This window comes from Arthrobacter sp. StoSoilB13 (assembly GCF_019977255.1).
In the GTDB taxonomy this organism is placed as follows: Bacteria; Actinomycetota; Actinomycetes; order Actinomycetales; family Micrococcaceae; genus Arthrobacter.
In genome coordinates, this window is the sequence record NZ_AP024647.1 from 180,440 (window position 1) to 206,090 (window position 25,651).

At 61.9% G+C, this 25,651-nt stretch carries 24 protein-coding genes, 7 tRNA genes and 1 pseudogene; 8 read left to right on the plus strand and 24 right to left on the minus strand.

From position 1 onward, the window contains the following. Positions 1-90: 90 nt before the first annotated feature. The 5 genes from dxs to LDP01_RS00790 are packed head-to-tail and all read left to right on the plus strand — an operon-like array spanning position 91 to position 4,459. Positions 91-2,064: a 1-deoxy-D-xylulose-5-phosphate synthase gene (gene dxs / locus LDP01_RS00770; protein WP_224089624.1), complete on the plus strand. Its 1,974-nt coding sequence runs from the start codon at positions 91-93 to the stop codon at positions 2,062-2,064. Then, complete coding sequence (locus tag LDP01_RS00775; RefSeq protein WP_224089625.1) at positions 2,061-2,630, plus strand: DUF402 domain-containing protein; 570 nt, start codon at positions 2,061-2,063, stop codon at positions 2,628-2,630. Before dxs ends, LDP01_RS00775 begins: the two co-directional genes overlap by 4 nt. Continuing rightward, on the plus strand, positions 2,627-3,187 hold the full coding sequence (locus tag LDP01_RS00780; protein ID WP_224089626.1) for a hypothetical protein: 561 nt from the start codon (positions 2,627-2,629) through the stop codon (positions 3,185-3,187). Before LDP01_RS00775 ends, LDP01_RS00780 begins: the two co-directional genes overlap by 4 nt. Before the next feature lie 32 nt (positions 3,188-3,219). Further along, entirely contained in the window at positions 3,220-3,438 is a 219-nt protein-coding gene (locus LDP01_RS00785) for a helix-hairpin-helix domain-containing protein (RefSeq protein ID WP_224089628.1), read from the plus strand. Between the two features lie 43 nt (positions 3,439-3,481). Continuing rightward, the gene (locus LDP01_RS00790) at positions 3,482-4,459 is read left to right on the plus strand and encodes an aldo/keto reductase (protein ID WP_224089629.1); all 978 of its coding nucleotides are present in this window, start codon (positions 3,482-3,484) and stop codon (positions 4,457-4,459) included. Positions 4,460-4,533: 74 nt separating this feature from the next. Here LDP01_RS00790 and LDP01_RS00795 read toward each other — a convergent pair whose 3' ends face one another. The 9 genes and pseudogenes from LDP01_RS00795 to LDP01_RS00835 form a co-directional block, all read right to left on the minus strand. Then, on the minus strand, positions 4,534-6,678 hold the full coding sequence (locus tag LDP01_RS00795) for a 3-hydroxyacyl-CoA dehydrogenase NAD-binding domain-containing protein (protein WP_224089630.1): 2,145 nt from the start codon (positions 6,676-6,678) through the stop codon (positions 4,534-4,536). Next, positions 6,675-7,943 (minus strand): thiolase family protein, encoded by a 1,269-nt coding sequence (locus tag LDP01_RS00800; RefSeq protein ID WP_224089631.1) that lies wholly within the window; start codon positions 7,941-7,943, stop codon positions 6,675-6,677. The genes LDP01_RS00795 and LDP01_RS00800 overlap by 4 nt, the downstream gene beginning before the upstream one ends. A gap of 220 nt (positions 7,944-8,163) precedes the next feature. Continuing rightward, positions 8,164-9,507 carry an HRDC domain-containing protein gene (locus tag LDP01_RS00805; protein WP_224089632.1) on the minus strand — a complete coding sequence of 448 codons (1,344 nt, stop codon included), beginning with the start codon at positions 9,505-9,507 and terminating at the stop codon, positions 8,164-8,166. Positions 9,508-9,566: 59 nt separating this feature from the next. Continuing rightward, positions 9,567-10,227 (minus strand): annotated as a pseudogene (locus tag LDP01_RS00810) (DUF3000 family protein). Between the two features lie 69 nt (positions 10,228-10,296). Next, positions 10,297-11,415 (minus strand): threonine aldolase family protein, encoded by a 1,119-nt coding sequence (locus tag LDP01_RS00815; protein ID WP_224089633.1) that lies wholly within the window; start codon positions 11,413-11,415, stop codon positions 10,297-10,299. A gap of 10 nt (positions 11,416-11,425) precedes the next feature. Further along, on the minus strand, positions 11,426-12,175 hold the full coding sequence (locus tag LDP01_RS00820) for an SDR family NAD(P)-dependent oxidoreductase (protein ID WP_224089634.1): 750 nt from the start codon (positions 12,173-12,175) through the stop codon (positions 11,426-11,428). Next, positions 12,175-13,542 carry a DUF6421 family protein gene (locus LDP01_RS00825; protein WP_224089635.1) on the minus strand — a complete coding sequence of 456 codons (1,368 nt, stop codon included), beginning with the start codon at positions 13,540-13,542 and terminating at the stop codon, positions 12,175-12,177. Before LDP01_RS00825 ends, LDP01_RS00820 begins: the two co-directional genes overlap by 1 nt. 185 nt (positions 13,543-13,727) lie before the next feature. Next, on the minus strand, positions 13,728-14,186 hold the full coding sequence (msrB, locus tag LDP01_RS00830; protein WP_224089637.1) for a peptide-methionine (R)-S-oxide reductase MsrB: 459 nt from the start codon (positions 14,184-14,186) through the stop codon (positions 13,728-13,730). Positions 14,187-14,200: 14 nt separating this feature from the next. Beyond that, positions 14,201-14,692, minus strand: coding sequence for a hypothetical protein (locus tag LDP01_RS00835; RefSeq protein ID WP_216923124.1), 492 nt, complete (start codon positions 14,690-14,692; stop codon positions 14,201-14,203). A gap of 135 nt (positions 14,693-14,827) precedes the next feature. On the opposite strand from LDP01_RS00835, the gene LDP01_RS00840 reads away from it, so the two are divergent. Further along, positions 14,828-16,096: an alpha/beta hydrolase family protein gene (locus LDP01_RS00840; protein WP_224089639.1), complete on the plus strand. Its 1,269-nt coding sequence runs from the start codon at positions 14,828-14,830 to the stop codon at positions 16,094-16,096. 2 nt (positions 16,097-16,098) lie between these two features. Here the strand turns inward: LDP01_RS00840 and ybaK are convergent, their stop codons facing one another. From ybaK to LDP01_RS00855, 3 genes are read right to left on the minus strand one after another with little or no spacing between them, the layout of a single operon-like run. Beyond that, on the minus strand, positions 16,099-16,593 hold the full coding sequence (gene ybaK, locus LDP01_RS00845; RefSeq protein WP_224089640.1) for a Cys-tRNA(Pro) deacylase: 495 nt from the start codon (positions 16,591-16,593) through the stop codon (positions 16,099-16,101). 58 nt (positions 16,594-16,651) lie between these two features. Continuing rightward, positions 16,652-17,119, minus strand: a complete 468-nt coding sequence (locus LDP01_RS00850; protein ID WP_224089641.1) for a SufE family protein — start codon at positions 17,117-17,119, stop codon at positions 16,652-16,654. Positions 17,120-17,156: 37 nt separating this feature from the next. After that, positions 17,157-18,083, minus strand: a complete 927-nt coding sequence (locus LDP01_RS00855; protein WP_224089642.1) for a sulfurtransferase — start codon at positions 18,081-18,083, stop codon at positions 17,157-17,159. 211 nt (positions 18,084-18,294) lie between these two features. On the opposite strand from LDP01_RS00855, the gene zapE reads away from it, so the two are divergent. Next, entirely contained in the window at positions 18,295-19,335 is a 1,041-nt protein-coding gene (gene zapE, locus LDP01_RS00860) for a cell division protein ZapE (RefSeq protein WP_224090952.1), read from the plus strand. A 13-nt stretch (positions 19,336-19,348) separates the two neighbouring features. Here zapE and LDP01_RS00865 read toward each other — a convergent pair whose 3' ends face one another. The 9 genes from LDP01_RS00865 to LDP01_RS00905 all read right to left on the minus strand — a co-directional run bounded on the left by LDP01_RS00865 (position 19,349) and on the right by LDP01_RS00905 (position 23,295). Further along, positions 19,349-20,569, minus strand: coding sequence for a benzoate/H(+) symporter BenE family transporter (locus LDP01_RS00865; RefSeq protein ID WP_224089643.1), 1,221 nt, complete (start codon positions 20,567-20,569; stop codon positions 19,349-19,351). 116 nt (positions 20,570-20,685) lie between these two features. Continuing rightward, the gene (locus LDP01_RS00870; protein WP_224089644.1) at positions 20,686-20,919 is read right to left on the minus strand and encodes an antitoxin; all 234 of its coding nucleotides are present in this window, start codon (positions 20,917-20,919) and stop codon (positions 20,686-20,688) included. Positions 20,920-21,002: 83 nt separating this feature from the next. Continuing rightward, positions 21,003-22,457 (minus strand): amino acid permease, encoded by a 1,455-nt coding sequence (locus LDP01_RS00875; RefSeq protein ID WP_216923133.1) that lies wholly within the window; start codon positions 22,455-22,457, stop codon positions 21,003-21,005. A gap of 175 nt (positions 22,458-22,632) precedes the next feature. Next, positions 22,633-22,708: transfer RNA gene (locus tag LDP01_RS00880), tRNA-Gly, on the minus strand. Positions 22,709-22,765: 57 nt separating this feature from the next. Next, a tRNA-Val gene (locus LDP01_RS00885) sits at positions 22,766-22,840 on the minus strand. Between the two features lie 24 nt (positions 22,841-22,864). Then, a tRNA-Gly gene (locus LDP01_RS00890) sits at positions 22,865-22,937 on the minus strand. 56 nt (positions 22,938-22,993) lie between these two features. Next, positions 22,994-23,068, minus strand: a tRNA-Val gene (locus tag LDP01_RS00895). A 38-nt stretch (positions 23,069-23,106) separates the two neighbouring features. Beyond that, positions 23,107-23,177: transfer RNA gene (locus LDP01_RS00900), tRNA-Cys, on the minus strand. 45 nt (positions 23,178-23,222) lie between these two features. Continuing rightward, positions 23,223-23,295 (minus strand) — tRNA-Gly (locus LDP01_RS00905). Between the two features lie 270 nt (positions 23,296-23,565). On the opposite strand from LDP01_RS00905, the gene LDP01_RS00910 reads away from it, so the two are divergent. Further along, positions 23,566-23,640: transfer RNA gene (locus LDP01_RS00910), tRNA-Val, on the plus strand. Here the strand turns inward: LDP01_RS00910 and LDP01_RS00915 are convergent. The 3 genes from LDP01_RS00915 to LDP01_RS00925 all read right to left on the minus strand — a co-directional run bounded on the left by LDP01_RS00915 (position 23,611) and on the right by LDP01_RS00925 (position 25,608). Next, positions 23,611-23,967: a hypothetical protein gene (locus tag LDP01_RS00915; protein ID WP_224089645.1), complete on the minus strand. Its 357-nt coding sequence runs from the start codon at positions 23,965-23,967 to the stop codon at positions 23,611-23,613. The two genes, LDP01_RS00910 and LDP01_RS00915, sit on opposite strands and share 30 nt — an antisense overlap. A gap of 213 nt (positions 23,968-24,180) precedes the next feature. Continuing rightward, entirely contained in the window at positions 24,181-24,657 is a 477-nt protein-coding gene (locus LDP01_RS23830) for an RNA polymerase sigma factor (RefSeq protein ID WP_224089646.1), read from the minus strand. 75 nt (positions 24,658-24,732) lie between these two features. After that, complete coding sequence (locus tag LDP01_RS00925; RefSeq protein ID WP_224089647.1) at positions 24,733-25,608, minus strand: NmrA/HSCARG family protein; 876 nt, start codon at positions 25,606-25,608, stop codon at positions 24,733-24,735. Positions 25,609-25,651 lie beyond the last annotated feature (43 nt).

A 25,651-nucleotide genomic window follows, 5' to 3' on the forward strand; every position in this document is an offset into this window, starting at 1 on the left:
GATGACTATTCATCCTCCACAGGCGCGAAAACGCCTGCCCCGGGCACGCGCTAGAGTTAACAAGCACGTCATTCACCCTAAGGAGGGCCGTTGGGACTCTTGGAAACCATCAAGGATCCACAGGACCTGGCAAAACTGTCCGGCCAAGAGCTGGAACAGCTGGCCGGCGAGATCAGGAATTTCCTGATTACCAACGTAGCCGCTACGGGTGGACACCTGGGTCCCAACCTCGGCGTCGTCGAGCTCACGCTTGCCGTGCATCGCATCTTCGAGTCTCCCCGGGACAGCATTGTCTTTGACACCGGGCACCAGTCCTATGTCCACAAGCTCCTCACGGGCAGGCAGGACTTCAGTACCCTCCGGCAGCAGGGTGGCCTCTCCGGTTACCCTGACCGCGCCGAATCCGAGCATGACATCGTCGAAAGCTCCCATGCATCGTCGTCTTTGTCCTGGGCGGACGGCATTTCCCGCGCCCGGCAGCTGACCGGCGAAGGCGACCGGTTCGTCGTCGCGGTTGTAGGGGACGGCGCCCTCACGGGTGGCATGACTTGGGAAGCCATCAATAATATTGCCGCTGATAAGCGGCGGCGCGTGGTGATTGTGGTCAACGACAACGGCCGCTCCTATGCACCTACTGTGGGCGGTTTTGCCGACTACCTGGCATCGCTGCGTCCCACCATCGACACTTTGCGGACGACGCCGGCCTATGAGCGGATGCTTGACTGGTGGAAGAAGAAGCTCCAGAACGGTGGTCCCGTAGGCCAGTTCACCTACAAGAGCCTGCACGCCATGAAGAAGGGCATCAAGGACTGGTGGGCGCCCCAGGGAATGTTTGAAGACCTGGGCATGAAGTACATCGGTCCGGTGGACGGCCACAACCTCCAGGCCATGGAGCACGCCCTCACAACGGCCAAGGCCTACGGTGGCCCCGTGATCGTGCATGCGATGACCGAAAAGGGCCACGGCTATGCCCCCGCCCTTGCCAACGAGGCCGATCAATTCCACGCTGTGGGAATCATTGATCCAGAGACGGGTGAGCCGACCGAAAGGCCCGGTGCCAGATCCTGGACCTCGGTCTTCGCCGAGGAAATCGCCGACATCGCTGACGAGCGTCCTGACATTGTCGGTATCACCGGGGCAATGCTGATACCGGTCGGTCTGCATAAATTCGCGGAGCGCCATCCTGAACGCGTTATCGACGTCGGTATCGCGGAACAGCATGCACTCACGTCTGCTGCGGGGATGGCCTACGGTGGCCTGCACCCGGTGGTGGCGGTTTATGCAACCTTCCTGAACCGTGCCTTCGATCAGCTCCTGATGGATGTGGCACTCCACAAGGCAGGGGTCACGATCGTCCTGGACCGTGCAGGCGTTACAGGGCCGGACGGTCCCAGCCATCACGGTATGTGGGACATGGCAATGGTCCAGATTGTCCCCGGACTCCATTTGGCCGCACCGCGCGACGCCACCCGGCTCAGGGAAGAACTGCGCGAGGCGGTCGCCATCAATGACGCCCCCACGGTGGTACGTTTCTCCAAGGGCAGCGTTGGTTCTGAAGTGGAGGCTATTGAGCGGCTCCACGATGGCGTGGATATCCTGGCGCGCCGTCCCGAGGGCTCCAGCGAAAACGACGTCCTCATCATCAGCGTTGGCGCCATGTCCGAGCTCGCCCTGGATGTCGCCGGCCGACTTGGCGCCCAGGGAATCAGCTCGACGGTGGTTGATCCCCGTTGGCTCCTGCCTGTCCGCAGGTCAATCATCGCCCTTGCCGCCAGGCATCGTCTGGTCATCTGCATCGAAGACGGCGTCCGGGCCGGCGGCGTGGGTTCGCGCATCCGCCAGGAAATGCGCGCAGCCGGTGTTGATACGGCTTTGAACGAGGTGGGCTTGCCTGTTGAGTTCCTGGTGCACGGATCCAGGAGCCAGGTCCTGGAACGCGTCGGACTGACGGCCCAGAAAATAGCCCACGACGTCGTAGCCCAGGTCCTGGGTACAAAGGTCCCCTTTGCGCGGCCCCTGCCAGGTCAGGAACACCCCACCACCGGCAGTCTGCCCAAGCTGTGAGTCCCGATCGCGAGCCGGGCTCCCTGCAGCCCGGTGACCTCGTGGTGGCGAGAAACAGGAAATGGAACGGCAAGGCACACTGGGTTGTGCCCGGCCGCTACCTGGGTGAGGACATCCACGGGTGGTGGATTTTCCAGGGCGCGGGGGAGTTCTGTTCGCGTCCCGGTGCTGCCTTCTACACAGCTTCGGATGCCGTCCTGCTGGTACCGCGGACCGGCGAATTCGTAGCCACGTTCTATGACGACACGTACCCGGGTGACTTCCGGATCTACGTAGACCTGGCAACCGGCCATGGATGGAACACCATCAGGCCAGGCGTCACCGAGTTCCACATGATCGATATGGACCTGGACGTCATCCGATCCACCCTTCACGGTGTGTTCGTCGATGACGAAGATGAGTTTGAGGACCACCGGGCAGGCATGGGATATCCCGCAGAAACCGTGGAAACCATGCGTGCGGAGTGCGCAGCCCTTCGTGAAGCAGTGGACGCCATGAAGGCTCCATTCGACGTCGAGGGCACCAGCAACACCAGTGCAGAGTGGTTCAGGAAAGGACGAACATGAGCGGCATTATCCGCGCGTACAAGCGCGACGACGAGGGAGTACTGCACTTCCGTGAAGCCTGGTACGACGACGACGACCACCAGTTCGTGATCAATCACGGGGTGGTGGGCCACCAAAGCAAGACGGATGAAACAGGGGTCGACGACGACTCTTCCGTAGACGGTTTGATGGCGGCTTTCGCTGCCCAGTGTGAAGAGGACGGGTTCGCAGAGATCCCCGAGTCCGAGCAATTTTGGGTAGTGGCACAATTCGCTCTGAAGACCAAGGACGGCACGGAACGTGACCGTCACTTCGAGCGCAAGGCGAAGGCGGCGCTGACTGGTGAACTGGCTTGGCGGGGACTGGGAATCGTGGACCGCACGGAGATTGGGAACTCGCGCCTGAACGTCTTTTGCCTTTGCCCGGATGTCAACAAGGCCGTCAATGCCATCAAGATCTGCGTTCGCAATGAGGACCTGGATTTCACCAAGCTCTCCATCGCAGCGGCTCCGCACAGCGACCCCACGGCATTCCGCCTGAAGCACTCGCCCAAGCAAGGTGTGGGCTTTACCCTCTAAGTAGGACCTAACGCACTCAGGAGGGATGTTCCATGTCGTCCAAGAGCAACTGGCCCGGACATACGCCGCTACCCAAGGGTCTTGCGGCGCCGGCAAAACGCGCCCTGGCCCACGAAGGCATCGAAACTTTGGAACAGCTGGCCGAGTTCGGCGAACAGAAAGCCTCCAAGCTCCACGGCATGGGACCGGTGGCCATAGCCCAGCTCGAGGAGGCAATGGAGGAATCCGGCATCACTTTTGGCTTGCGCTAAACGTCGGCCATGGGCCCCGGAGTGGCGTTATAGGCTGGGTTCCATGACTGAATATCGACGCCTTGGCCATTCCGGACTGACCGTCTCAGCTGTGGGGCTGGGTTGTAACAATCTGGGGCGCGCCAACACTCCCACCGAGTCGCAGGAAGGCACGGATGCCGTTGTCCACGCCGCGATCGATGCCGGGGTGACGTTCTTCGACGTCGCGGATGTCTACGGCCGGGAAGCTGGCCTCAGCGAGACCATGCTTGGCAAAGCGCTGAAGGGGCATCGCGACGACGTCGTCATCGGTACCAAGTTTGGTATGGATATGCGCGGGGCCAATGGCAATGACTTTGGCGCGCGCGGTTCCAGGCGCTACATCCTCAAAGCGGTGGAAGCCTCGCTACGCAGGCTGGGCACGGAGTGGATCGACCTCTACCAGTTCCACACCCCGGACCCACAGACGCCCATCGAGGAAACCCTTGCAGCGTTGGATGTCCTGGTCAGCAGCGGCAAGGTCCGCTACATCGGACACTCGAACTTCGCCGGATGGCAGATCGCCGAGGCCGAGTACGTTGGGCGGCAGTCTGGAGGGGTTCGCTTCATTTCAACCCAGAACCACTACAACCTCCTGGACCGCCGCGCCGAGCTCGAGGTACTTCCTGCCGCGGGCGCCTTCTCGCTTGGCGTGCTTCCTTACTTCCCCCTGGCCAACGGCCTGCTCACCGGCAAGTACTCCGCAGGTTATGCCCCCGAGGGCTCCCGCCTGAGCCACACGCGAACCAATCTGGTGCATGACGCCGACTGGCAGCAGCTGGGCCGCTTTGGCCAGTTCGCCAAGGAGCGGGGCATCACCGAACTCCAGTTGGCATTCTCGTGGTTGGCAGCCCAACCCGGCGTCAGCAGTGTTATTGCCGGGGCGACGCGTCCGGAGCAGATTCGTGAGAACGCTGAAGCAGTGTGCTGGGTCCCGAGCCAGGAGGAGCGCGAGGAACTGGACGACATCTTCCCGCGTGCTCCCAAAGTGGCACTCTTCTAGACGGCAAAAGATTCAAACATGAAAGGGCAGTGGCGGGGGCTTTCGCTCCGGCCACTGCCCTCCCCGATGCCGATTTAGGCTGGGGCGGAGGCGACGCCCGGTGCCAGGAAACGCTTGCCATTGATGCGTTCAGAGGCACCAACACGGTCCAGATATGGAGTGATGCCACCCAGGAACATGGGCCAGCCCGCTCCCAGGATGACGCAGAGGTCGATGTCCTCAGGCCCGGCAACTACGCCTTCTTCGAGCATCAGTCCGATTTCTTCGGCCAGGGCATCCTGGGTTCGCCGCAGCACTTCCCCGCGTGTGGAGGGAGTGTTGCCGAAGGACATGATGGCCAGGGTCTCAGCCGGGATGATTGGCTGTCCATCCGGACCTGGGACCCAGAGGGACTTTACGCCGTTGTCGATGAGCTTCTGCAGGTTCTGTGAAACGGGGAAACGGTCTCCGAAGGCATTGTGGAGGGACTCCTGCACATGCTGTGCGACCGGCAGTCCCACCATGGCGCTCAAGGTGAAGGGAGTCATCGGCAGACCCATGGGCCGCAAAGCGGTGTCTGCCACTTCGGCGGGGGTGCCTTCGTCGAAGGCTGCGATAACTTCGCCCATGAGGCGGAGCAGGATGCGGTTCACGACGAACGCCGGCGCGTCCTTAACGAGGACCGCGGTCTTCTTCAGGCCCTTGGCGAGTTCAAAAGCCGTGGCAAGAACGGCGTCGTCAGTCTTCGGCGCCCTGACAATTTCCACGAGGGGCATGACGGCAACAGGGTTGAAGAAATGGAAGCCCACCAGCCGCTCCGGGTAACGGAGGTCTTCGGCCATGGCGGTAACAGACAGCGAGGAAGTGTTGGTGGCGAGGATGCACTCGGGGGAGACGATCTCTTCGACTTCGGCGAATACCTGCTTCTTGATGTTCAGTTCTTCAAACACGGCCTCGATGACGAAGTCGGCATCAGCGAAGACTTCCTTGGATACCGAACCGGTGACCAGCGCCTTGGTCCGGTTGGCGGCGTCGGCCTTGATCCGCTTCTTTGCCAGCAATTTGTCGACCTCTGCGTGGACGTATGCAACGCCCTTGTCCACCCTGGCCTGATCGATGTCTGTCATCACGACAGGCACCTTGAGTTGGCGCGCGAAAAGTAGCGCCAACTGGCTTGCCATGAGCCCGGCGCCTACCACGCCCACCTTGGTGACCGGACGGGCCAGCTTGCGGTCCGGTGCGCCTGCAGGCCGCTTGGAGCGCTTCTGGACGAGGTCCAGGAAGGCGTACACGGTGGAGCGGAACTCATCCGTCTGCATCAGGCCGGCAAGGGTTTCACATTCCAGTTCGGCCGATTCGCCTTGGCTCATGGTGCGGTTTGCTTCCATGATGTCCAGCACCTTGGCAGGCGCGGGAGAGGCATTGGATGTCTTCGCCTCCACATACGCACGGCCTGCTGAGACCGCTGCAGCCCAGCGGCGGGCGACGTCCTCGTCCGAGGGGTCGACGGCGTTCTTCCGTGCTGGTGTTTCTTCGCCGGCAATGACACGGGCAGCCCATGCCAGGGACTGCTCCACGAAGTCGGCCGGCTCGAAGAGGGCATCGGCAATGCCGAGCTCAAAGGCCTCCGGGCCGGTGAGTGTGCGGTTGTTGCTGAGCGGGTTCTCGATCATTACCTTGACGGCATTTTCGGGTCCGATCAAGCGGGGGAGAATGTATACGCCGCCCCAGCCCGGAACAAGGCCAATAAACGCCTCAGGCAGTGCGATGGCGCCGGCGCCGGTGGAGACGGTCCGGTAGGTGGATTGCAGGGCGATCTCCAGTCCTCCGCCAAGGGCCAGGCCATTGATGAAGGCGAAGCTGGGCACGCCGAGGTTGGCCAGGGTGGAGTACACCGCGTGTCCAAGCTGCGCCATCCACAAGCCATGTTCGCGTTCCTTGAGGGTCTTCACTGCAGACAGGTCTGCGCCGGCCACCAGGAAGTAGGGTTTTCCGGTTACGCCGACGCCGACGATCTCGCCCTTGGCGGCGCGGTCCTTGAGCCCTTCCAGGACCTGTCCCAATTCCACCAGGGTGTTTGGACCCAGGGTGGTGGGTTTGGAGTGGTCCAGTCCGTTGTCCAGGGTGATGAGGGCGAAGGTGCCTGCACCGCCTGGAAGCTGGATGTCCTGGACGTAGGAATGCGTCACGATCTCGTCAGGGAAGAGGGAGGCGAGCTTCTGGAATTCTGCGGCGCTCATGCGGCGGCTCCTTCTGTGGTGGCGTGGCTTGAAGCTGGGACGGAGGATTCGAAGTCAGCGTGGTTCGGGTTCTCCCAGATCACTGTGGCACCCATGCCCAGGCCGATGCACATGGTGGTGATGCCATAACGGACAGTGGGGTCTTCCTGGAATTGCCGCGCCAGTTGGTTCATTAACCGAACGCCTGAGGAAGCGAGCGGATGTCCGACGGCGATCGCCCCGCCGTAGCGGTTGACCCGGGGGTCGTCATCCGCGATGCCGAAGTGGTCAAGGAAGCTCAGGACCTGGACTGCGAAGGCCTCGTTGATCTCGAACAACCCGATGTCTTCGATTGCGAGGCCCGCGTTCTTGAGGGCCTTTTCCGTGGCTGGCACGGGACCGATTCCCATGACTTCAGGTTCTACTCCCGCGAAGGCATAGGAAACCAAACGCATCTTGACCGGTAGGCCCAATTCCGCCGCGGCTTCTGCCGAAGCGAGCACCGCAGCCGTCGCGCCGTCGTTCAAGCCTGCTGCGTTGCCCGCCGTAACCCGCCCATGGGCCCGGAAGGGCGTACGCAGTTCGGCGAGATCCTCCACTGTGGTTCCTGGGCGGGGCGGCTCATCCTGGGTGTGAAGTGCCCAACCCTGGCCTGGCTTCATGGTGGCGACCGGGACAAGGTCGTCTTGGATCTGCTGGCGGGAATAGGCTTCGGCCAGTTTCGCCTGGGACGCGGCCGCGTAGGCGTCCGTTCGGTCCTTGGTGATGGCCGGGAAGCGGTCATGCAAGTTCTCGGCCGTGTTGCCCATGTTCAGCGCTGCTGGATCTACGAGCCGCTCGGACATGAACCGAGGATTGGGATCAGCGCCTGAGCCCATGGGGTGGTTGCCCATGTGCTCCACGCCGCCGGCAATGACGACGTCGTACGCGCCAAAGCCGATGCCACTCGCCGTCGTCGTCACTGCCGTCATGGCTCCGGCGCACATACGGTCTATTGCGAAGCCGGGCACCGTGCGGGGAAGGCCCGCCAGGAGGGCAGCCGTCCTGCCGATGGTTAGCCCTTGATCGCCCGTCTGGGTTGTCGCGGCGATGGCTACCTCATCAATGCGGTCAGCAGGCAATGACGGATTGCGGCGCATCAGTTCCCGGATGCATTTCACTACCAGGTCATCAGCCCGCGTCCCCGCATAGATGCCTTTCTCGCCGGCTTTACCGAAGGGTGTCCGCACACCATCCACGAACACGACGTCGCGGACGCTCCTCTGGGCGTTGCGTGATGGACTCATGTGTTAACTCCTCGTTGAGACATGGTGCCGGATCCCGCAGAGCGGATCTCCGGCTGGCATTGATGCAATGTTACTCGCCAGTAACTTAGGGTGCAAGGTGCTGGGTCTGCAAGGTGCCGGGCTTGGAATATGCACGGGAATGCCAGGGCGTCCTGGGACGCAAAAGGCCCGCCACCTCGAACCGGAGTTCGCGTGACGGGCCCGGAGGCAAGGTAGTGGTTCAGTCAGAGTCCTTGGACTGCTGTGCTTCCCTCGGCTTGGACTCCTTGCCGGGGAGTGGCTTTGGGTTCAGGCACGCCTCGGTCAGGATGGGTGCGGCGAAGGAGATTTGCCATTCCCGCGCACCAAGGGTGCGTAGCTCTTCGGCCACTGATTCCAAAGAAACGTCCGACGGCGGGCGCCACGCCACGCGCCGCAGGTAGTCCGGGGTGAGGAGGTTCTCAATCGGAAGTTTCAGTTCGTCGGCCTTTTCCTGCAGCGCGGGGCGGGCCGTGGCGAGGCGTGCCGCAGCGGCCGGATCCCGGTCCACCCACACGCGTGGCGGGGGCGGGGCGTTGGTGGCCAAGTGCAGGGGAGGCAGTTCGGTGAGCGTGCGGGCGGTCGTTATGCACCGCAGCCATCTGGGGGCTTCGCGCTGGGCGGACCTGCCATGGAAGCCCTTGGTGGCCAGGAGCTGCGGAACGGTGGTGGGAAGAGCCTTGGCTGCTGCGACGAGGGCGGAATCCGGGATGAGCCGGCCGGGAGCGACATCGCGCTTGCGGGCTAGTTGATCCCGCTCCTGCCACAGTTCCCGAACGGCGGCCAGCTGGCGGCGGTCACGGATCTGGTGGAGTCCGGATGTCTTCCGCCATGGATCCACCCGCGGGGGTGCGATGCCCGCAGCCAGGATTCCCGCGAATTCTTCCTCGGCGAATCCGAGCTTGCCGTCGGCCTCCAGAAGTTCGATAAGTTCCTCGCGTAGTTCGGCCAGAACTTCGACGTCGAGGGCAGCGTAGCGCAGCCACGGTTCTGGCAACGGCCGGGTGGACCAGTCTGCGGCGGAATGTTCTTTGGCGAGACCGAACCCAAGGAGTTGTTCGATGACGGCAGCGAGCCCCACGCGGGGAAGCCCGGCGAGACGGGCCGCGAGTTCGGTATCGAAGAGTTTGTCCGGCCACATGCCCAGCTCGGAAAGGCACGGGAGGTCCTGGGTGGCAGCGTGCAGGATCCATTCGACACCCCGCAGGGCGTCATTGACGATGTCCAGGTTGTCAAAGGGTTCGGGGTCGATCAACCAGGTGCCGGCTCCTTCGCGCCGGATTTGGACCAGGAAAGCGCGTTGGCCGTAGCGGAATCCGGAAGCGCGTTCAGCGTCGACACCGGCGGGCCCTGTTCCGGCGGCAATGGCCGCGGCGCAGCGCTCCAGTCCTGCCAAGGTATCGATGACCAGCGGCACGCCTTCGCGCGGGGTATCGAGATCGATGACTTCAGGGATGTGGCTGTCGAAGCCTTCAACTTTGATGTGGGTCGTGGGATCAGCAACCGGATCGCCGGTTGTGGTTTTATCCAGGTTTTCAGGGGTCATGGTGGCTTAAGCTTACCGATTCCTGCTGCTGCAGGCCCTCGCGGACGAATTCAGGGCATTCAATTGAGCCTCCTGTTGGGTAGTCCAGTGACGCCTGGTGGAAGGGGCGGCAGTCCGGCGAACGTACAAACCATGTCAGACCAGGCTTCCAGGTGTGCTTGCACATTGGCCGTGGCAGGCGTCCAGGAGGCCCGCAATTCGATATCTATTGTGTCGGGGCGATCGGAGAGGGTGCCGAAGCTCTCTGAGAGAATCCTCGTGGCGGTCCCTCCGGCAGCGCGGTACTGGGCAGCATGGTTTTCAAGGGCTTCCACCAGCCAGGTCCAGGCGACGGAACCCAGCATGGTGTCGTTTCCCATTTCGGCATCCATCTGGGCGCGGATATAGGTGACAATCCTGAATTCGCCTTCCCATACGGCTGATCCATCGGGATCGTACAGCAGGATGAAACGGCCCGTGGCCAATTCCTCGTCCTCTTCATCTGGAATGCCGGCGTTCTGCTTTTCGGCGAAGGCTTTGGCTGCAGGGGCCGTGGACCGGTACCTGCCGGGTAGCGGCCGTGGGGCTGAAGACTTCCGCTCCAAGGGCCACGGCATATGGTGCCAGACGGGCGGGCGCGGGGATTTCGTCCAACCGCAGTTCGCTGCGGCATTGTGCTTTTCGTAGCGTTCCCAAGGCGAAAAGAAATTCCGAGGGAACCTGGGCGAGGGCGTTCACCATCGCAGATTATGCGTCCGGGGCGGCGAATCCCTGTAGGCTCGCCGCCCCGGACAATTCCTTGTTCACTTGTTAGCTGGCCGCCAAATCGCTGGCCAGCTCCCGCTTAATGGCGGCGACGAAGGCATCGATATCTTCCTCCGTGGTATCGAAGGAACACATCCACCTGACTTCACCACGGGCAGCGTCCCAATCGTAAAAGGCGAAGGATGAGCGCAGGCGGTCTGCGACTCCGGCGGGCAGGATCGCAAAGACGCCGTTCGATTGTGTCGCCTGGGTGGGTTCCACCCCGTCGATACCCTCGATCGCCGAGCGCAGGCGTGCCGCCATCGCGTTGGCGTGGGCCGCTGACCGCAGCCACAGTCCGTCCTCCAGCAAGGCTATGAACTGCGCCGAAATGAAGCGCATCTTCGAAGCCAGCTGCATGTTCATTTTCCGAAGGAATTTCAGGCCGTCGGCTGCTTCAGGGTTGAGGGCAACCACGACTTCACCAAAAAGCAGTCCGTTCTTGGTACCGCCGAATGACAGGATGTCCACACCGGCGTCGCGCGTGAACGTACGCAGGGGGACGCCAAGGTGAGCTGCAGCGTTTGCCAGCCGCGCTCCGTCCATGTGCAACTTCATGCCCTTGGCATGGGCGTGATCGGCGATGGCGCGCACTTCTTCAGGCGTGTAGCAGGTGCCCAACTCGGTGGTCTGGGTGATGGAGACAACCAAGGGTTGCGCGCGATGCTCATCGCCCCAGCCCCAGGCTTCACGGTCGATCAATGCGGGCGTGAGCTTTCCGTCTTCCGTGGGTACCTGCAGGAGCTTGATGCCGCCCACGCGCTCGGGTGCCCCATTCTCGTCCATGTTGATGTGCGCCGTGGAAGCGCAAATGACGGCGCCCCAGCGGGGGAGGAGCGACTGCAGGGACAGGACGTTGGCGCCTGTGCCATTGAAGACCGGGAAGGTTTCGATGCCACTGCCGAACTGCTGTTCCAGGACCTCCTGGAGCCGGGCAGTGTAAACGTCCTCACCATAAGAGACCTGGTGGCCTCCGTTGGCTGTAGCCAGGGCAGACAGGATCTCCGGGTGGACCCCGGAGTAATTGTCCGAGGCAAACCCCCGGACCGAGGGATCGTGGAGTGGCCCCGATGCTGCGGTGGCGCTGGGGATTGCCTCTGTTGTGCTCGTCACTGGTTCGTTCACGCTTTCAAGTCTATTTGGCCAACACGATGCGCTGGCCGTTGATGGTGGCCGCAGGTTTGTCGAAGAGCCCGACGACGGCAGCGGCCAGTTCTTCGACGTCGGTATAGCCGGGGAAACGCCGCTCCGGATGCTCGCGCCGCATTCCGGCATCGACGAGGGATTTGACCACGAAAATAACAGCGGCGCTGTGTTGCTGCGGTGCGACGGCTTGCTGAGGTGCGGGGTCTTGCGCGTCTCCGGCCTGCGCTTGCCGGAAACCGTCCGCTACCGCGAGTGTCCAGGCTTCGGCAGCGGCCTTGGCAGCCGCATAACTGGCGGTAGCGGCTGTGGGAGCAGACGCAGTAGTGGACGAGACCATGGCAAAACGGCCATATGGTGATTCTTCCAACTGGCGATAGAAGACGCGGGAGACATTGCGCAGGGTGGTGATCGCGCCCTCTTCAAGGGAGGCCCAGTCGTCGTCGGACTGGTCCTCGATGCCGGTCGCACTGCGCCAGCCACCCACAAGATGGATGACGCCGTCTACCCGGTCGATGCCGAGCTGACGAATCGTCTCTGCAAGTTCGCGGACGGCGTCAAGGCTTGCGAGGTCGCAAACCAGCGGAGTCACGCCATCTCCGGCCTCCAAAGCTGCGGTCTTGATGCGGACGTCGTCTGAACCGATGGTGAAAACCCTGTGACCGGCAGCCGCCAAAGCGCGCGCCGCGGCGACGCCGGACGCGCTGCTGCCGCCGGTCACGAGGACTGTCAGTGGGCTCATCAGGCCGCCATCGCGCCAGTGATGCCGGTAGTGGATTCGATAACAGGGCGCATTTTCTTCTCCAATGCTTCGTAGAACATGGACAGCGGGAACTCATCGTCCAGGACTTGATCGGTAAGGCCGCGGGGGGCACCGTTCAAAGGCAAGGCATCAGGGCCCTTGGCCCAGATCGATGCCGGGTGTGGAGTCACTGTACCGGAAATGAGTTCGTAGGCCGCAAGCCAGTGGGCAGCCTTCGGGCGGTCGATGGAACGCCAGTACAGCTCTTCGATCCTGGCACCGAGTTCGATGACTACATCTGCCGCTTCGTCCCAGTCGATGCGGAGCTTGCTGTCCGTCCAGTGCAGCACGTGGTGTTGGTGCATCCACGCGAACAGGAGCTGACCACCAAGGCCGTCGTAATTGCGGACCCGGCTGCCTGTGATGGCGAACCGGAAGATCCGGTCAAAAATCACAGCGTACTGCACGAGCTTGGCGTGCTTGCGGGCATCAGGATCGGCGTTCTCGTCCTTTTCGATGCGCACGGACTCGCGGAAGGCCGTCAGGTCGCATCGGAGCTCTTCCAAAGAGTAGAGGAAGAACGGCATGCGCTGCTTGATCATGAACGGATCAAAAGGAAGGTCGCCACGCATGTGCGTGCGGTCGTGGATCAAGTCCCACATGACGAAGGTGCGCTGGGTGAGTTCCTGGTCTTCAAGCAGCTCCGCGGCGTCCGCAGGGAGCTCAAGTGACGTGGTGGCCGCCGCAGCCTTGAGTACGCGCCGGAAGCGGGCCGCTTCGCGGTCGGCAAAGATGGCGCCCCACGTGAATGTCGGCGTCTCCCGGACAGCCACTGTCTCCGGGAAGAGGACTGCCGAGTTGGTGTCGTAGCCCGGTGTGAAGTCCACAAAGCGGATCGGAACGAACAGCTTGTTGGAGTACTCGCCAGCTTCCAGTCCGCCTATGAACTCCGGCCAAATGACCTCGATCAAGACAGCCTCGACCAGCCGGTTGGTGCTGCCGTTCTGGGTGTACATCGGGAAGACCACCAGATGCTGGAGTCCATCCACCCGCTGTTCCTGCGGCTGGAAGGCCTGGAGGGAGTCCAGGAAATCCGGAACTCCAAAACCGTCCTGGACCCAGCGGCTGAAGTCTTCCACCAACAGTTCAAGGTATCGGGCGTCGTGGGGGAAATGAGGGGCCAGCGCGTTGATGGAGTCCGAAATCCTTGCCACCAGTTGGGCGGCTTCAGCGTGGGCAGCCGGATCCTTAATGGAACCGTCCTGCTCCTGGTAAGCCTGGAGTGCGGTGGCAGCGGCCTTGAGTGCAGTCCACTCCGCGTTGTCGGCAGTGACACGCGGGAGGGCGGCGGTGGCGGTGATAGTCATTGATGCTCGTCCTTTCAGAAGTCGTTCATGCTTCTGATGTGAGCGTAGCAACCGAAAAGTTTAGCTAATCCAAAAAACGGTTGAGCATAAGAAACTCTGGTGGAAACGGTTGTTTCAAAGCGTCCGAGATGCAGCAGCTGCGCATTCCGGGACGGGCACCGCACGCGAGACCGCCCCGGAAGGGCCTACTTCTTTTCGGGTCCAGCCGGCTCTTTCGACTCCACAAGCCGCAGCGAGATCGAGTTGATGCAGAAGCGCTGGTCCGTGGGAGTGCCGTAGCCCTCACCTTCAAACACGTGGCCCAAATGCGAGTCGCAGTTGGCGCACCGGACTTCCACCCGGTCCATCCCCATCGTGCGGTCATGGAGGTAACGCACCGTGCCCTCGGCCAACGGTGCCCAGAAGGACGGCCAACCACAATGGGAATCAAACTTTTCGTGGCTGGTGAACAACTGGCTGCCACAAGCGCGGCACTGATAAACGCCTTCGGTATGAGTGTCCCAGTACTCGCCGGTGTAAGGCCGCTCAGTACCGGCCTGGCGAAGCACGCGGTACTCATCCGGAGTCAGCTCTTCACGCCACTGGGCATCGGACTTCTCCATGGGCACGGCCGTGGTCTTGCTGGTTTTCTCAGGAGTGTTCATGTCTTATGCAACGCTCACGAGTCGCCGATAAATCCCGAACCCGCATACAAGTGAAGAACTGGAAGCCCCAACTGGTCCTGCGCCTTATTGGCCCAATCCGTGTGGAAAGTATCCGCGATTGCGTGCGGACGTGTTACCACCACAGCTTGCGCGGCATCCAGTGCCCGGACCTTCGCTACCAAGCCGGCCACGGCACCGCCGTCGACGATCTCGCCCGTGACACCCCCGCCCAAACCTTCCAGCGCAGCCAACGAAGTGGCCAGGGTTTCCGACGCCTCCGCCCTCTCAGCATCCGGGTTGGGGGACTGGCCACCAAGTTCCCGGAACGCTTTGGCAATATCGAGCATGGAAAGGTTCTCCAGGAAATCAACCAGGAGATGTCGCTCGGTATTGGCCGGGACCAGGACAACCAAGGGTGCGTCGCCGCCGTCGACCAATTTGGCGATGTTGACGCGGTCGTCGGGACCAAGGGGCTCTTCTGTCAGGATGACGATGGGATCGCTCATGGCTACAGCGTAGTCCCGCCGAACAGCACGACGCAGATTTTCGGCCCTCAATTCTCGCAGGCCATTCCCGCAAGCAATCCGCCGCGCTGCCTCCACGTGCATGGACCACGGCCACTGAACGGCGACAATGGAGCCATGGCATTGAATACCCGGTTAGCGAGCGACGCTGCAGAGAAGAAAATGTCCCTGCGCACCAAATGGGCCATCGCAGGAATCCTCACCGGAGGGACACTCGCAGGGCTCGTCGGTGCCGGATCTTCAGCGCTCGCAGTGTATTTTGCCCGGCGCGTCATTACGCCCGCTGCCCGTCATGAGGACCAGGAGGTTCTCGCCGTCATCCGTGGAGACAAGGGTCTGCAGGTCATCCTTGCGGCCACCCCGGACACCACCATCGACGGCGTGTTCAGCCTCTTCTTCGAGGGCGGTAAAGGCCATGCCAGGATCGGCAGGATCGTGTCCTACTCACCAGCTGAACAAACGGTGCTGCGCGAGGTCGAAGAGGTCTACAGCGGCAATCTGGCTGAAGCCCGCCGGGGCTGGTGGAGCGGCGCGACCTACCCGGATCCCGCTGCCATCGGCCTGGCCGCCGAGGACGTGGAGATTGACCTCGACGTCGGAAAGGCGCCAGCGTGGTTGGTCCGGGCGGATGCAGCTACCCACGCACCCATCTGGGCGATTATGGTGCACGGCCGCGGTGCCACCAGGCTTGAAGGCCTCAGGGCTGTTCGGACCGCGCGGGAGTTGGGACTGGACAGCCTGCTGATTTCATACCGCAATGACGGACTTGCGCCCTCGGCACTTGATGGGCGGTACGGCCTGGGCTCCACGGAGTGGCGCGACGTGGAAGCCGCCATCGAATATGCGATGGCACACGGCGCCCGGGAAGTGGTCCTGTTCGGCTGGTCCATGGGTGGAGCAATCAGCCTCCAAACAGCCGATCTGTCCAAGCACAGGCACCTGATCCGTGCATTGGTGCTGGACGCGCCAGTGATCAATTGGGTCAACGTGATGGCCCACCATGCAGAGATGAACAGGATCCCCTACAACGTAGGCCGATACGGACAGCTGATGCTCGGACATCCACTGGGCCGCCGGCTCACCGGGCTATCCGCTCCCGTGGATTTCAAAGCGATGGACTGGGAAGCGCGAGCCGTTGAGCTACGAACCCCAACCCTGCTGATCCACAGTGTCGATGATGACTACGTCCCCTTTGAGCCTTCTGCCAGCCTTGCGGAGAAGAACCCGGAAATGGTGACGTTCGAACCGTTCCACGGAGCGCGGCACACGAAGGAGTGGAACGTTGACCCGGAGAAATGGGAACGGCTGGTTCGCTCGTGGCTGCAGCGTCAATTGGCTCCACGGAACAATCCCGGGCAAACAGAGGGTGACGGGCAGGTCGGGTGACGCTAGCCCTTGGCGCCGATAGGGGCGGTCACGGCCTTGGTCAGCCGGACCAGGTCCCCTGGGGCAAGTTCGATGTCGAGACCGCGTCGCCCGCCGGACACCAGGATGGTGTCAAAGGACAACGCGGAATCATCCAGGACTGTAGGGGAGGGCTGGCGCTGGCCCAAAGGGGAGATTCCGCCCAAGACGTAGCCGGTCCGGCGCTCGGCCGCCTTGGGGTCCGCCATGGCTGCCTTCTTCGAACCCAGGGCTGCCGCCACGGACTTGAGGTCCAGGGTTCCTGAAACGGGGACGATGCCGACGGCGAGTTTGCCTTCGACTTCAACCATCAAAGTCTTGAAAACCCGCTTGGGATCGATGCCCAGGACTTCGGCAGCTTCCAGCCCATAACTTGCGGCCGATGGATCATGGGAATACGGGTGCAGCACGAAGGGAACGCCGGCCGCAGCTAGTGCTGCAGTGGCCGGCGTTCCCTGTGATGCCATCTTCTTGGCCATGTGCCAGGACGCCTCTCACCTTTGCTGTGCAGAAAGTGGCTTTGCCTTGCAGAAAGGCTTAGCGTTCCAAACGGCTTGCTGCCGCCACTTTCCGCTTGATCCTGCCCAGCATGGCGGTCATGCCGCGCATACGCAGGGGAGTGATGGCCCTGGTCAATCCCAGCAACTCCGGCATGTCATCCGGTACGTCCAGAATTTCCCGGGCCGTCAACCCATCGAGTCCTTCGTGCAGTACCCCGGCGAATCCACGCGTGGTGGGAGCCTCCGGAGGCGCTTTGAAAAACAACCGGTAGGCGCGGGGGCCTTCGGCATTGTCCTTGTTTTTCTCGGATTCGATCGTGAGGAACAAAGGTGACTGGCACTCCACAACCTGCTCCAGCAACTCCGGGTGGTCCTTGAGGCGCTCCGGAAGCTCCGGCAGCCCACGCGAGAACTCGAGCAGCAGTTGCAGGCGGTCAGGCTCCGTCAGTGCCTGGAAGTCATCGACGATTTCCGCCAGTGCGGCGGGCAAAGTGTTGGTACTCATCACTTCCAGCTTACGCACAACGGCGCTGATTGCATTGCTAGTTACGGACCAAGGCGGCCGGCACGGATCCGCGCTCGGCGCCCTTGACGATGGGGACGCGGACCGCGTTGCCCCACTCGGTCCAGGAACCGTCGTAGTTGCGGACGGTTTCAAAGCCCAGCAGGTACTTCAGTGCGAACCAGGTGTGGCTGGACCGCTCGCCAATGCGGCAGTAGGCCACGACGTCGTCGCCCGCCGTCAAACCGGCTTCCCCCAGGTAGAGGGCTTCCAGTTCCTCACGGGAACGGTAGGTGCCGTCCTCAGCGGCTGCGCGGGCCCACGGGATCGAAGCAGCAGTGGGGATGTGGCCGCCACGCAGCGCGCCTTCTTCCGGGTACGCGGGCATGTGGGTGCGCTGGCCCGTGTACTCCTCGGGGGAGCGCACGTCGATCAGGGGGTTGCCCAGGTGAGCCAGGACGTCCTCTTTGAAGGCGCGGATGGGAGCGTCGTTCCGCTCTACTTCGGGGTAGGTTCCCGGGGCCGGCGTCGGTACGTCCGTGGTCAATTCGCGGCCTTCGGCGATCCACTTGTCGCGGCCACCGTCCAGCAGGCGCACATCTTCGTGTCCGAACAGCGTGAAGACCCAGAGGGCGTAGGCTGCCCACCAGTTGGACTTGTCACCGTAGATCACCACAGTGGTGTCGCGGGAGATGCCCTTGGATGCAGCCAGGGAGGCGAATGCGGCGCCGTCCACGTAGTCGCGGGTCACTTCATCATTCAGGTCGGTGTGCCAGTCGATCTTTACGGCACCCGGAATGTGGCCGGTTTCGTACAGGAGGACGTCCTCATCGGACTCCACGACTACCAGCTTGCCGTCGGCGATGGCGCCTTCGGCAAGTGCTGCGGCAAGCCACTGCGTGGACACGAGTCGTTCAGGGTTCGCGTAGGAAGCGAACTTTTCGTTTTGTTCAACGGGGTAGGACATGATGATGGCCTTTCACTGACAACGGGCGGAGCCAGGCCCTGGAAGCTGCATCAGTTGCCGGCCCGGCGTGCTCCAACACTAACCACGGGCCGCGAGGAATGCTTCCCCGCTGGTCACATGGTGAAACATGGCCTTGGTCACGTCGCCGTTTTCGGGACGCCCGATGCCGGTATTCTTGCTGGGGACCCAAATACTGGAAGAACGGACCACCGTGGTACAGATCGAACAACTGGCTGCCCGCACGCCGGCAGTCTCCGTGGAGGAACTCCTCAAGGGTTTCTACCCGTCTCCGCGATTCGGAGAGGTATCGTTCGACAGCTACCGCCCGGACCCCGCCCAGCCCAGCCAGGCCAATGCGGTCAAGCTGCTGTCGGCTTTTGCCGATGGCGTGGGCGCCGATGACGGCGGCGGGCTGTTCAAGAAGTTGTTCGCCAAGAAGACCCCCGCCACTCGGGCCGGCATTTACCTTGACGGAGGCTTCGGCGTCGGAAAGACCCACCTCCTGGCCTCCCTTTGGCACAGGTCTCCTGGTCCCAAGGCCTTTGGCACATTCGTTGAGTACACCAACCTCGTGGGCGCGCTCTCGTTCCGCAAGACCGTGGAAGCCCTCAGCAACTACAAGCTGGTCTGCATTGACGAATTCGAACTCGATGATCCCGGTGACACCGTGCTGATGTCCCGCCTGATGCGCGAACTGGCCGACGCCGGCGTAAAACTGGCCGCTACCTCCAACACCCTGCCGGGTTCCTTGGGCGAAGGCCGCTTCGCAGCCGTGGACTTCCAGCGGGAAATCCAGGTCCTTGCCGACCAGTTCGACGTCGTCAGGATCGACGGCGAAGACTTCCGTCACCGTGGCCTGCCCGCAGCTCCATCCCCTTTGAAGACTGAAGAACTCAAGCACCGCATGCACGCCGAGTTCGACGGACAAACAGTTGCCGTGGATGATTTCCGCACTCTCGTGCACCACCTTGCCGGCGTCCACCCCAGCCGGTACCGCCAGCTGATCTCAGGCATCGAAGCCGTGGTGTGGCGCGACGTCGAGACGATTACCGAGCAGGCAGTAGCGCTGCGCTTCGTGGTCCTCGCCGACCGCCTCTATGACAAAGATGTGCCGATTCTTGCCAGCGGCGTCCCCTTCGACAAACTCTTCACCGAAGAGATGATGACCGGGGGATACATGAAGAAGTACTTCCGTGCCGTGTCCAGGCTTACGGCTCTCGCCCGCGAGGGACAGAACCACGAACCTGCCTGATCCGGTTCCGGCCCTACTTATGTGAAGGTGTCAGCGGTTCCCGGTCTTTCAGCAACCAGCGGACCAGGATGCCTCCCGCCAAAGCCCAGAAGGCAGCCCCCACTCCTGCGAAGCTGATCCCTGAGGCGGCAAGCAGGAAGGTGATGCACGCGGGAACGCGTTCTTCGGCAACTGCCAATGCGGAGGAGATGGCTGAGGCCAGCGTGCCGAGCAAGGCCAGGCCTGCGACCGCTTCAAGCAAGCCGGCGGGTGCAGCAGCCACCACCGTGACAAGGGCTGCGGAGAACGCTGCCAGTATCAGGTAGGCAAGGCCAGCCACGAATGCCGCGATCCAGCGCCTGCTGTGGTCTTTCCCTGCTTCCTCTCCGGCCGCCAACGCCGCGCTCAAAGCAGCAAGGTTGATCGCGTGGCCTCCGAACGGGGCGCCCGCAATGGATCCGGCTCCGGTGACGACCATCGATGCCCGCCAGGGTGTTGTGAAGCCAAAGGATTTAAGCACGGCGACGCCGGGAATGTTCTGCGATGCCATCGTGACAATGAACAGGGGAAGGGCAAGCCCCACCGCTGCCTCCACCGTGAATGTTGGAGTGGTCCACTCGAGCCGTGGCAACAGGTCATCCCCGGGAATCTGAACGCCGTTCGCCACGATATGGATGCCGATGACGGCGAGGGCGACCACGAGTGAGGCCGGGACCGCCCAGCGGGCCGCGAACTTCGTCATCACCAACCAGCAAAGGGCCACCGGGCCCAACAGCAACGGCGTTTCTCCCAGGGCTCTAAAAGGAGCCAGGCACAGGGGGAGGAGGACGCCTGCGAGCATCGCCTGCGCAAGCGGTGTGGGTATCTTCGTCATGAGCCTGCCAAGGCTGGGCAGTAACCCCGTCAGGACGATCAGCACCCCGACGACGACGAACGCACCCACCGCTGCCGGCCAGCCGCCGTCGACCATTCCTGCAGAGGCGAGGAGCGCGGCACCCGGCGTGGACCACGCCAGGGTGACAGGCATTTTCGACCGCCATGCCAGCCATAAAATGCCCAGTCCGAACGTGAGTGTGAGGGCCAGCAGGCCGCTGGAGGCTTGCGCCTGGTTGGCTCCCACAGCCTTCAGTCCGGCAAGGACCACGGCGAAGGAGGACGTGAAACCGACGAGGGCGGTGACAATGCCGGCGGTGATGGGTGCCGCCACCGTGTCCTGGCGGGAGGGACGCTGGACTGCGGAAGAGGCTGATGGCATAAGGACCAAAATACCGGACTGGAAGCTGGAGACCGGTTAAACGCCAAGGGCACCGGTGGCGCCTCTCGGCGGGACCGGTGCCCCCTTGACGTATCTGGTACGGCGGGCTCAGGCAGCTACAGCTGCTTAGGCTCATCCGTGACGGGAGCCTGTGCGGCGTTCCCGTCTGTTGAAGCCACGAAGTCGGAAGCGGCATTCTGAACCGCGTCAACCTGACCTGCGAACTTGCCGCCTGTCTTGTGGTCGACGAAGTCTCCGGCCTTTTCGATGCCATTCTGAATGGCTTCTTCGTTGCCCTGAATGAGACCCTGAGCCTTACCCTTCAGGTCGTCAATTAAACCCACGGGCACCTCCCTTCCTTCGCGGAGCCAGTTCGCTCCTCCGCGTCCGACCCTAACACCAGATCCTGGACGTGCCAAGGATTCCAGGGGCGCTACGCCAAGGGCTTACTGAGCTCAAGGTGGCGTGGGCTGTCCGGATTCATGAGCGAGTGCTTCCGGCCGTAGGAGAAGTAGATGATCAAGCCAACAATGAGCCAGACGGCAAAACGCAGCCAGGTTTCCCAATGCAGCTGGGACATCAGGAACGCGGAAGCCAGCACGCCGAAGGCGGGAACTACGGGCATCCACGGCAAACGGAAGGTGCGGGGGGCATTTGGCTTCTTGTAGCGGAAGACGATGACGGAAATGCAAACCACAACGAATGCTGCCAGGATGCCGATGTTGGTGAGGTCCGCCACTTCCTTGATCGGGAAAACGCCGGCGAGGAACGCTGAGGCGATGCCCGCGATCCAGGTCACCCGCTGGGGTGTGCCATGACGGTCGGTACGGGCGAACCATCCCGGCAGCAGGCCGTCGCGGCTCATGGAGAACCATACGCGGGTAACGCCCAGAAGGAAGGTCAGCATCACGGTCAGGATGGACAGGACAGCGAAGACCGAAATGATGGTGGCGATGATAGGCAGGCCAACCCCGGTGAAGGCCGATGCGAAGCCAGCCTTGGGATCGATGTCCTTGTAGTTCTGCATGCCGGTGAGGACGAGCGTAGCTGCCACATACAGCAGCATGGCGATGATCAGGGACAGGACGATCGCCTTGGGCATGTGCTTCTTGCCGTCCTTGGCTTCTTCCGCGGCTGTACTCATGGCGTCGTAACCAAAGACAGCGAAGAACACCGTGGCTGCACCGGCAAAGACCGGGCCGAAACCACTGGGCATGAACGGATTGAAGTTCTCAGTGTTGATGTAGAAAATGCCCAACCCGATGATGAAGAGGATCAACACCACCTTGATGGCAACAGCCACCAATTCGAAGCGGCCGAAAGCCTTGGTTCCCCTGCTGAGGATCCAGGTCACCAGGAGGCACACCAGGATCGCCGGAAGGTTGATGATGCCGCCCTTGCCTTCATCCACTGTGGACGTCATCCAGGTAGGCATGTGGATTCCGATGCCGGACAAGAAGGCATCGAAGTAGCCGGAGATGCCGATTGCCACAACGGCAACAATGGCGATGTATTCAAGCAGGAGATCCCAGCCAATGAACCAGCCAATGATCTCGCCCAAAGCCACATAGCCATAGGTGTAGGCGGAGCCGGCCCTGGGGATCATGCCGGCAAATTCGGCATAGGACAGAGCGGCCGCGCCGGAAGCGAGTCCGGCGATAAGGAACGAGACGAGCACTGCAGGGCCTACGCCCGGATTGTTGGCGTCGCCGTGGGCTACAAGGCCAGCCAGCGAGAAAATGCCGACGCCGATAATGCCGCCGACGCCGATGGCCGTCAGTTGCCAAAGGCCAAGACTCTTGAAGAGTCCACTGTGCTTGCTTTCTTCCTCGATATCGTCGATGGGCTTGCGCCGCATGACGGATTGGGAAGCCGTCTGTTGATTCATGGGGTACTCCTGCCAGTTGGCGTGGAACGGTGATGAGTTCGCATTACATTGTGCGAGAGGAATCACATTAGATAAAGCGACTTTTTCTTAGGTGTATCAGTTACCTCAAATGATGAATGGCATTTGGCTCCGCGTGGGCATAAAAAAAGCAGCTCCGAGGAGCTGCCTTTTTCGTTGGAGCGGACGACGAGATTCGAACTCGCGACATCCACCTTGGCAAGGTGGTGCTCTACCAGCTGAGCTACGTCCGCACATGTTGCCTGCCCGGCAAATGCCTGGCCTTCAACAACAAACAAGTTGCCTTGTTCTGGTGGGCGATACTGGGATCGAACCAGTGACCTCTTCCGTGTCAGGGAAGCGCGCTACCGCTGCGCCAATCGCCCGTTTCCGGGTCCTAATGAAAGGAGAGCGGACGACGAGATTCGAACTCGCGACATCCACCTTGGCAAGGTGGTGCTCTACCAGCTGAGCTACGTCCGCACATGTTGCCTGCCCGGCAATGCCTGGCCTTCAACAACAAACAAGTTGCCTTGTTCTGGTGGGCGATACTGGGATCGAACCAGTGACCTCTTCCGTGTCAGGGAAGCGCGCTACCGCTGCGCCAATCGCCCATGCATCCAGCCGTGACTGGAAGACATGGTTTTCACCGAGGTGGGTACGGGATTCGAACCCGTGTATACGGCTTTGCAGGCCGCTGCCTCGCCTCTCGGCCAACCCACCGTGTAAGCAGATTCCGAGGAATTCTTGCCTTGACAGTGCCTTGCGAGCGGACGACGAGATTCGAACTCGCGACATCCACCTTGGCAAGGTGGTGCTCTACCAGCTGAGCTACGTCCGCAGTGCCGTTACGCCGGCCTGCCCAGTAGGCATTCCGTCGCTTTCCGACGAGTAAAAACTCTATAGGAGGTTGCTTCAAACTCCAAATCGGTTGCTTGCTTTTGCTTCCCAAGGGGCTTGGATCCTTGAATTTACGGGCCTCTTGGGGAGTTTCACGGCTGTAATTCCACCGTTGTGGTTCAGTGGTCTGAGCGCGTTTTGCAATCCAGCCCGGGTGGGCTAGTCTTCTGTATGCATCAGCGAGTTGATGCAGCTTTTACCCGTTGTACCGGGGCGATTGGCGCAGTGGTAGCGCGCTTCGTTCACACCGAAGAGGTCACTGGTTCGAACCCAGTATCGCCCACCAACAGAAACCCCCGGATTTTCCGGGGGTTTCTTTGTTTTCAGGCGTGGTGCCATCGCTGAGGTAAACCGGGATTTCGCGTTGGTGTCTAGGCAGGTTCCTGGCAGCTTCTTCCGGGCTTGCCGGATCGGTTCCGTTCATCTGGTCCGAGTACACGTAGCCCTTTGCTCCGTTGGTGGCGATTACTGCGAGTAGGTCCGGGGCTTCGCGTCCTGGCACCTCGACGCCATAGCTCTCGCCCTTCGCGTTGATTTTCCACTCGGTAGGAGCTTGTGCGATGTATCTGGCGCTGATCTGCCACCTGTTCCCAGTATCGGTTGTGATGGTCACCCCTTGTGTTGAGGGCTCCAAAGCAACGACACATTTTGACCAGGCACCGCGTGTTCCCAGATCGGACGAAGAGCAGGAGACGTTGGCGCCATCCGGGAAAACGAACTTACCTTCGGTGAGGCAGGTGAGTTCCACCTCAACACCCGTCGCACCAGCGGGAGCCTGTCCAAGGTCAATCGTTGCCGTGCCGCTGTAAACGGCAGTCGAGGGGGTTCATGACGGGTCTCCTTTCAATACTGGCGAATGGACATGGTGAGGTGATCGAGGCAGCACAGCCTTCAGCTTCCGGCGGGCACGGTGCAGACGGACTTTAGCTGCCCCGGGTGAAATCCCGAGTGCTTCAGCTGCCGCTGGCAAGGGCAACTCTTCGAAAACGACAAGGCTGACCAGCCTGAGGTCCAAGGGCTTCAAGACAGCCAACGCCGCTGCGACCTCATCATTCATCGACGAGTCGTGGTTTGGATGGGCCGGATCCAGTTCCGCTTCGGCTTCTCTGCGTCTGGGAATGGCGTCTAAGAGCCTTCGATGGCGGACCTTTGATCGCTGAAGATTCCTGGTGGTGTTTGTCGTTGTAACCAACAGCCACGGAAGGATCGAACCATCAACCAGCCTGACGCCTTCCCGACGGCGCCATAACTCAAGGAAAGCGGCTGCCGTGCCGTCTTCGGCGTCGTGCCTTCCTCCAACCAAGGAGCAGTTCGAGCCCCGACCTCCGCCAGGTAAGGTAAGCGGCAGCCCCGCGGTCTCCGCGGTGCTCAGTACCGCTCACTTTGGCCGTTGTATCAGCCATTCCTTAACGGTCCGGGCCTCCGGCAGGACCTCGCGCGTTGCCTGCGTACTCATGTCGAACTGCCCGGTCCGCAGCCATCGCCACATGGTGGTGAGGTCCTTCCCCACGAACCGTTCAAACAGCTTCTCCGGCATCGGCAAACCACGGGGCTTTCGTCCGGTCCGTTCCCGCCACAAGATGCGGCACTCGTCTATTGACCGCACGTCAGATGCCAGTCCCAGCACCGCGCCGCTCCACCGTTCGGGGTCGGCGAACATCCGGGCGGCGATGGCACCCAGATCGTCAACGCAGAGCCAGCCCACCGGCCGGGTCGGGCCCATCAGCTTTGGCATCAGGTGCCAGGTGGAAAACTGCGGATAGTAACCTTTGTCCGTCATTAGTTCCATGAACGCCATTGGCCGGAGCACGGTGAGCGGCAGTCCGAGTTCGCGAAAGCGCCGGGCGATAACCAGCTTCGAGTCCCAGGAACCGACGCCTGTTGGCTGGTCGCTGACTCCTGCCGCCCCGTACACCACGTGGCGTATGCCCGCTTCAGCGGCGGCCTCCGCCACGTTGCTGCCTTGCCGGACTTCGGCGTCGATTCCACTGGTCATGGGATTTTGGACGTTGAAAAGCCCGTCGGCCCCTTGGAACGGCGTCCGAAGAGAGCCGGGATCCTCGGTGTTCGCCTGCTGAACCTGGGCGCCGAGCGCGCGCAGGGCCTGTGAAGCGTCGCTGGACGGATTTCTGGTCAGGGCGCGCACCTGCCAACCGTCTTTGAGTAGGTGACGGACCACGGCCGATCCCTGCCGGCCGGTCGCACCGACCACTACCACCACACCCGGAGTGCCCCTGCCCGAGGAAAAAGCCATAGCTCAGTATCCCATTCGGGCCGAGGATTTGACCCGGGGCGGA

What these genes read in the sequence shown, in the direction of transcription:
- LDP01_RS00780 (WP_224089626.1), top strand. Translation starts at nt 2,627, where the DNA reads ATGAGCGGCATTATCCGCGCGTACAAGCGCGACGACGAGGGAGTACTG.
- LDP01_RS00785 (WP_224089628.1), top strand. Translation starts at nt 3,220, where the DNA reads ATGTCGTCCAAGAGCAACTGGCCCGGACATACGCCGCTACCCAAGGGT.
- LDP01_RS00790 (WP_224089629.1), top strand. Translation starts at nt 3,482, where the DNA reads ATGACTGAATATCGACGCCTTGGCCATTCCGGACTGACCGTCTCAGCT.
- LDP01_RS00795 (WP_224089630.1), bottom strand. Translation starts at nt 6,678, where the DNA reads ATGAGCGCCGCAGAATTCCAGAAGCTCGCCTCCCTCTTCCCTGACGAG.
- LDP01_RS00800 (WP_224089631.1), bottom strand. Translation starts at nt 7,943, where the DNA reads ATGAGTCCATCACGCAACGCCCAGAGGAGCGTCCGCGACGTCGTGTTC.
- LDP01_RS00805 (WP_224089632.1), bottom strand. Translation starts at nt 9,507, where the DNA reads ATGACCCCTGAAAACCTGGATAAAACCACAACCGGCGATCCGGTTGCT.
- LDP01_RS00820 (WP_224089634.1), bottom strand. Translation starts at nt 12,175, where the DNA reads ATGAGCCCACTGACAGTCCTCGTGACCGGCGGCAGCAGCGCGTCCGGC.
- LDP01_RS00825 (WP_224089635.1), bottom strand. Translation starts at nt 13,542, where the DNA reads ATGACTATCACCGCCACCGCCGCCCTCCCGCGTGTCACTGCCGACAAC.
- msrB (WP_224089637.1), bottom strand. Translation starts at nt 14,186, where the DNA reads ATGAACACTCCTGAGAAAACCAGCAAGACCACGGCCGTGCCCATGGAG.
- LDP01_RS00835 (WP_216923124.1), bottom strand. Translation starts at nt 14,692, where the DNA reads ATGAGCGATCCCATCGTCATCCTGACAGAAGAGCCCCTTGGTCCCGAC.
- LDP01_RS00840 (WP_224089639.1), top strand. Translation starts at nt 14,828, where the DNA reads ATGGCATTGAATACCCGGTTAGCGAGCGACGCTGCAGAGAAGAAAATG.
- ybaK (WP_224089640.1), bottom strand. Translation starts at nt 16,593, where the DNA reads ATGGCCAAGAAGATGGCATCACAGGGAACGCCGGCCACTGCAGCACTA.
- LDP01_RS00850 (WP_224089641.1), bottom strand. Translation starts at nt 17,119, where the DNA reads ATGAGTACCAACACTTTGCCCGCCGCACTGGCGGAAATCGTCGATGAC.
- LDP01_RS00855 (WP_224089642.1), bottom strand. Translation starts at nt 18,083, where the DNA reads ATGTCCTACCCCGTTGAACAAAACGAAAAGTTCGCTTCCTACGCGAAC.
- LDP01_RS00865 (WP_224089643.1), bottom strand. Translation starts at nt 20,569, where the DNA reads ATGCCATCAGCCTCTTCCGCAGTCCAGCGTCCCTCCCGCCAGGACACG.
- LDP01_RS00875 (WP_216923133.1), bottom strand. Translation starts at nt 22,457, where the DNA reads ATGAATCAACAGACGGCTTCCCAATCCGTCATGCGGCGCAAGCCCATC.
- LDP01_RS00925 (WP_224089647.1), bottom strand. Translation starts at nt 25,608, where the DNA reads ATGGCTTTTTCCTCGGGCAGGGGCACTCCGGGTGTGGTGGTAGTGGTC.